This window comes from Gordonibacter faecis (genome assembly GCF_030077735.1).
Lineage (GTDB): Bacteria > Actinomycetota > Coriobacteriia > Coriobacteriales > Eggerthellaceae > Gordonibacter > Gordonibacter faecis.
Window position 1 is genome coordinate 1 of record NZ_JASJEU010000030.1, and the last position, 1,573, is coordinate 1,573.

The 1,573-nt window shown below is 54.9% G+C and carries 1 protein-coding gene; it reads right to left on the reverse strand.

Translation table 11 applies throughout. From position 1 onward, the window contains the following. Window positions 1-28: 28 nt before the first annotated feature. Window positions 29-1,489, reverse strand: a complete 1,461-nt coding sequence (locus tag QNJ86_RS13815) for an IS3 family transposase (RefSeq protein WP_283833232.1) — start codon at window positions 1,487-1,489, stop codon at window positions 29-31. Between the last annotated feature and the right edge of the window lie 84 nt (window positions 1,490-1,573).

Consider the following 1,573-nt stretch of genomic DNA (forward strand, 5'->3'; position numbering starts at 1 on the left):
GGGCGTGCGGCAGGATTCTTGGACTTACTCAGGCTACCAGCCCGAGTCTTCTACGGCGGCCTGCGATGGTTTCGCAGGATATCTTCTTGCCGTTTCTTTTGAACGTCTTAAGACGATTTTGATTGTACCACGTCATATAGCGCTCAATAGCCTTGAGAAGCTCGGCAACAGTCGCGCCGGCACGAACCAGAGAGTGGAACAACTCGACCTTTGCTCTACCGAAGAAGCCCTCGCATGCTGCGTTGTCGGGGCTGTGCCCTTTGCGCGACATCGAGCGCACGAGTCCCGCTTCATTACATATACGTATCCACCCAGGCCAGCGGTAATGACCTCCTCGATCTGAGTGGATGATGGGATGCTGTCCAGGCTGTAGATGCGCTACTGCATCGAGCAGCGTTGAGTTAGCAAGTTCAGCATTCGGGCTGGTCGACACCTTCCACGCTGCTACTTTGCCGTCGAAGCAGTCGACGATGACAGACAGATAGATCTTGCCATCACGCCCCCTCATCTCGGTGATGTCAGTAAGCCACAGCGCATTGGGCACCTCAGTTACAAAGCGGTGGCGCATGTGCTTGTCGAGCAACAGGTTGTTTGGCGCATCGGAAACCTCGCCTGCATATGAACTCCACTTCTTCTCTGCACGTGAGCAATGAGCGATGAGTCCTTGGCGAGCCATAGACACGCGCACCTTGCGCTCAGGTGCACGTATGCCCTTTGCGCTGAGGGCTGCTGCGATGCGACGATACCCGTAAGTGGCACCGCTTTCAATAAACACCGAGGCCACAGCCACATCGAGTTCGAAGGCATCTTTCTTTGCGTAGGCGTTGTTAAGATGAGCGCGGTGGTAGAGGTAGGTACTTTTCGAGATTCCCAAGAACGTCAAGATCTGGACCAGGGAGTACCCGTAGTCCCGCCTCAGCTTCTCTCCTAACCCGACGAGCTGCCTCTTCGAGAGACTCGCCGGGTTTGCGACTTTTGGGTCGCGCATCAACTCCTTGTAAGCTGCAACTTCAAGTAGCGCTTCATTAAGCTGTGCCTTGAGAGCCTCTGTTTCTTCGGAGGGTTTCTCTTCTGCACTTTTTCTCATGGCTTTGACCTTTGTACCGACCTTGTCAGTTTTAGTGGATGCGCTTTTGGTGTCCGTCTTAGACATGGTAGCGTCTTTCAAGGCCTTGCGGCTCCACCCAGGAATAATGCTAGATTTAAGAATACCGAGTCGCCGTGCGATGTGAGCGGGTTTTTCACCCGCACGATAAAGACGAACAGCCTCATCTTTTATCTTGTTGGGATAGCGAGTGTGCTTAGCATGCTTGATGGCAACATGGCTTTTCGGCATCTCGGCAGGCAGCTTTCCAGCTTCGGCGAGCTTTTCCCATTGCCTTAGGGTGGCTCGTGCCGGTAGACCCCATTTGCGTCCTGCAGCGCAGGGTGTGAGTCCTTCGGCCCACATCATCTCGACGTATCTTACTTTCTCTCTTTCTGAGTACATACGGCGCCCTCCTCGCGGCCCCTACGGGGCCACTCGATCGGTCGTGGACCGCCTCAAGGCGGTCCAACTTTCTGCCGCACGCCC